This window comes from Ensifer sp. SSB1, from assembly GCF_016652895.1.
Classification (GTDB): Bacteria; Pseudomonadota; Alphaproteobacteria; order Rhizobiales; family Rhizobiaceae; genus Ensifer.
Genome location: NZ_JAEPRP010000157.1, coordinates 1 through 4,257 on the forward strand (window position 1 = coordinate 1; position 4,257 = coordinate 4,257).

1 protein-coding gene is annotated in these 4,257 nt (G+C 66.3%); it reads left to right on the plus strand.

Annotation, left to right across the window (positions count from 1 at the left end; translation table 11 throughout):
* The first annotated feature begins 54 nt into the window (after positions 1-54).
* Positions 55-4,089, plus strand: a complete 4,035-nt coding sequence (locus tag I8N66_RS28945; RefSeq protein ID WP_291161377.1) for a putative Ig domain-containing protein — start codon at positions 55-57, stop codon at positions 4,087-4,089.
* Positions 4,090-4,257 lie beyond the last annotated feature (168 nt).

The following is a 4,257-nucleotide window of genomic DNA, read 5'->3' on the forward strand; positions in this document are numbered from 1 at the left end:
ACCGGGTGGAAACGCTGAAGCCCGACGGGTGCATCGATCTCGGCGAGCGGTGGTTTGGGTCTATTCGCGTACAGCGTCACTACCGGTTCGCTTCCCGCCGGTCTTGCGATCGATCCCGGAACCGGTGCGATCACCGGCACGCCGAGTGCCGCGGCACTGGGGACGGCGACATTTACGGTAACGGCGACGGCGGCAACCGCCGGCACGGCATCCGCAAGCTACTCGATCAATGTGGTGCCGCCGCCGGTGATACTGACGCCGGCGAGTGGCACGGTACTTTCGGCGGGGCTGGTCGGTTCGTCCTATTCGGATACGTCGATTTCCGCGACCGGCGGCGTCGGCGCGATCAGCTATGCGGTCACTTCTGGCTCCGTGCCGGCCGGGCTTGTCCTCGATCCGGCAACAGGTTCGATTTCCGGTACGCCGACAGCCGCGGGTTTCGGCACATCCAACTTCACGGTGACGGCGACGGCCGCATCTGCGGGCTCAGCTTCCGCCAGCTATTCGATCACTGTTGGGGCGACATCCGTGATCATGACGCCGGCAAGCGGCGCGACGCTCTCGCTGGCAACCGTCGGTTCCTCCTATTCAGACACCTCGATCTCGGCGGGCGGCGGCGCCGGTGCGATCACCTATGCGATCTCGGCAGGTTCACTTCCGAACGGGCTGAGCCTCGACGCATCGACCGGTGCGATCACCGGCATGCCGACGGCCGCGGCACTCGGTCAGGTGAGTTTCACAGTAACGGCAGCGGCCGCGGTCAGCGGCAGCGCGTCGGCAAACTATTCGATAGTCGTGGCTGCACCGCCGGTGGTGCTGAACCCGCCAGCCGGCTCGGCACTTACGGCCGGCACGGTCGGCATGCCCTATTCGGACACCTCGATCTCCGCGAGCGGCGGTATCGGCGCGCTCAGCTATGCGGTGACGTCAGGCGCACTTCCCGCTGGCTTGAACCTCGATCCGTCGACCGGTGCGGTCAGCGGCACGCCGACGGTTGCGGCACTCGGAACGGCGAATTTCACACTGACGGCGACGGCGGCGATTAACGGGACGGTTTCGGTCAACTATTCGATCACGATTGCGGCACCAGCGGTGGTGCTCGCCCCCGCTGGCGGAGCTTTGGTGACGGGCACGGTCGGCGCCTCCTATTCGGACACGTCGATCTCGGCAACAGGCGGGGTCGGCGCGATCAGCTTTGCCGTGACATCCGGGTCGCTGCCGGCGGGCCTTACGCTTGATCCTTCAACCGGTGCGATTTCCGGCACGCCAACGGCCGCCGGATTTGGTACCGCGACCTTCACGGTCACGGCGACGGCGGCAACCGCCGGATCGGCTGCGGCCGGTTACACGATCAATGTGGGTGCTCCGCCGGTGGTATTGGCACCGGCCACGGGCGCGACGCTTTCGGCCGGCATGGTCGGCTCGTCCTATTCGGACACATCGATCGCCGCGAGCGGTGGTCTTGGTGCGTTCAGCTACACGGTAACATCGGGAACATTGCCGGCGGGCCTGGTGCTCAATGGAACGACCGGCGCGATCACCGGCACGCCGACGGCTGCCGGATACGGCACGACGACCTTCACAGTGACGGCGACGGCGGCAACCAGCGGTTCGGCCTCGGCCAGTTATTCGATCGTGGTCGGCGCGCCTTCCCTGGTGCTGACGCCGGCGACCGGCACGGCGCTCGCCGCGGGTATCGTCGGTGCGCCCTATTCGGAGACGTCGATCGCGGCGATTGGCGGCGCTGGCACGATTACCTACGCGGTCACAGCGGGCGCGCTTCCCGATGGCCTCACGTTGAACGCCACCAGCGGTGCGATCACCGGCACGCCGGCGGCTGCCGCACTCGGCACGGCCAACTTCACCATAACTGCGACTGCGGCCGTCACCGGGTCGGCTTCCGCAAGCTATTCCATTGCCACCACGGCCCCGGCCTTCGTCATCATGCCGGCAACCGGCACGGCGCTTTCGGCCGGCATAGTGGGTACGCCCTATTCCGACGCATCGATCGCGGCAAGCGGCGGCGTCGGTGCGATCAGCTATGCGGTGACATCCGGGTCGTTGCCGGCGGGCCTGAGCCTCAACGCGTCGAGCGGCGCGATTACTGGCACGCCGACGGCCGCCGGTTTCTTCGGTACGGCGACCTTCACGGTGAGCGCGACGGCGGCGACAAGCGGTTCGGCTGCAGCCAGCTATACGATTAGCGTCGGCGCTCCGCCGATCGTGCTGACGCCGGCAAGCGGCACAGCGCTTTCGGCAGGTACTGTCGGCGTTGCCTATACGGACACGTCGATCTCGGCGAGTGGTGGTGTTGGCATGTTCACCTATTCGGTGACATCCGGCGCGCTGCCGGGGGGCCTCGCGCTGGACGCGGCGAGCGGGACCATCTCCGGCCGGCCGGCCGGCGACGGCGACTTCCAGTTCACGGTGACGGCGACCGACGCCAATGGCGCAACGGGGCAGGCGAGCTATCAGATCGCCGTCCTCTCCAGCAATTTCGTCTTCAGCCCGTCGGCCGGAGCACTGCCGGATGCGATGGTCGGCGAGGCCTATGCGTCGCGGATCTCCGCCACCGGCGGCGTCGGTGCGCTGATCTACAGCGTCAAGAGCGGCGACCTGCCGAAGGGCATGGTCCTCAACGTCTCCACCGGCGAACTGACCGGACCGCTGGCGGCGGACGCCACACCGGATACCTATTCCTTCACCATCGCCGTCGTCGACAGCCGCGGCGCCAGTGGTTCGGCGGCGTATTCGCTGGAACTGAAGGCACGCTCGGTGACGGCGCCGGATATCGTCGTCGAGGTTCCCGCCGGCTCGACACCGAACAACGTCTACCTCAATGCCGGTGCCACCGGTGGTCCGTTCGTCGGGGCGGCGGTGGCCGCGGTCTCGCCGCCGATCGCCGGCAAGGCGGAGATCGTCGAAGGCGAACTTGCGGCTGCAGGCAGCTTCACCCCGGTCGGTTATTACCTCAAGTTCTCGCCGAACCCGGCCTATTCCGGTTCCGTCGTCGTGAGCTACACCCTGAAGAGCGCGCTCGGCTCGTCGAATGTCGGCCGCGTCACCTACAGGATCGCGCTCGATCGCGTGGCGGCCGGCGAGGAAATCGACGGGCTCGTGCGCGACTTCGTCCGCACCCGGCAGAACCTGTTGTCCTCGACGGTGCAGACGCCCGGTCTGCTCGACCGGCGGCGGGCGGCGGCCGGCACCGATCCGGTGACGACGGCGGTGACGCCATCGGACAAGGGTGCACGGCTCGGCTTCTCGACCAGCCTCACCCAGATCCAGGCGGCGCGCGATGCGGCGGAAGCGGCGGCGGCCGGCGAAACCTTCGTCAAGACCGACCGGCCCTTCGACATCTGGATGAACGGCAGCTTCCTGTTCCACAAGGACGAGGATGACGACAGCGACAAGTGGGGCAACTTCGCGCTGTTCTCCGTCGGTGCCGATTATCTCGTCAATGACCGCGCGCTCTTCGGCCTGTCGTTCCACTACGATTACATGACCGATCCGACCGACGAGGATGCCGAACTGAAGGGCAATGGCTGGCTGGCCGGCCCCTATGCCTCGTTCGAACTCGGCAAGGGCGTGTTCCTCGATGCGAACCTGCTTTATGGCGGCTCCTCGAACGACATCGACACCGGCATCTTCAAGGGCAGTTTCGACACCACCCGCTGGATGGCGGATGTGAAGCTGACCGGCGAATGGCAGCTCGACGAGATCACGGTGCTGACGCCGAAGCTCCGGGCGGTCTATTTCAACGAAGAGACCGATGATTACAGCGTGAAGAACGCGCTCGGCGAGGTCATCGATCTCAAGGGCTTCATCGAGGAACAGGCGCGTCTCAGCGTCGGCTTCGACGTCGAGCGGACGCTGGAACTGGAAAACGGCCTGATCCTGTCGCCGTCGGTCGGTGCCGATGTCGGCTTCGCCTCGCTCGACGGCGAAGGCCTGTTCGGGCGGGTTTCAGCCGGGTTGGCCTTGTCGAACAACGACAACTGGGACCTCGACTTCTCGCTGCTGTTCAACATCGAAGGCGACGGTTCGCAATCGGCCGGCGCCAAGGTCGGCGCTCGCGTTCGCTTCTGACAAATGAGGGGCACCATTGTTGGTGCCCTTGTCGCCGCTCAAGTCGAAGATCGCCAGATCGGCATCCGACAAACGGGTCCCGCCGATCTCAGGCAATGCCGTCGTCCTCCAGACGGGACAGCCATTCCGAACCGATCTGTTGGCGGCGCAGGACCATGGCTGGGTCCT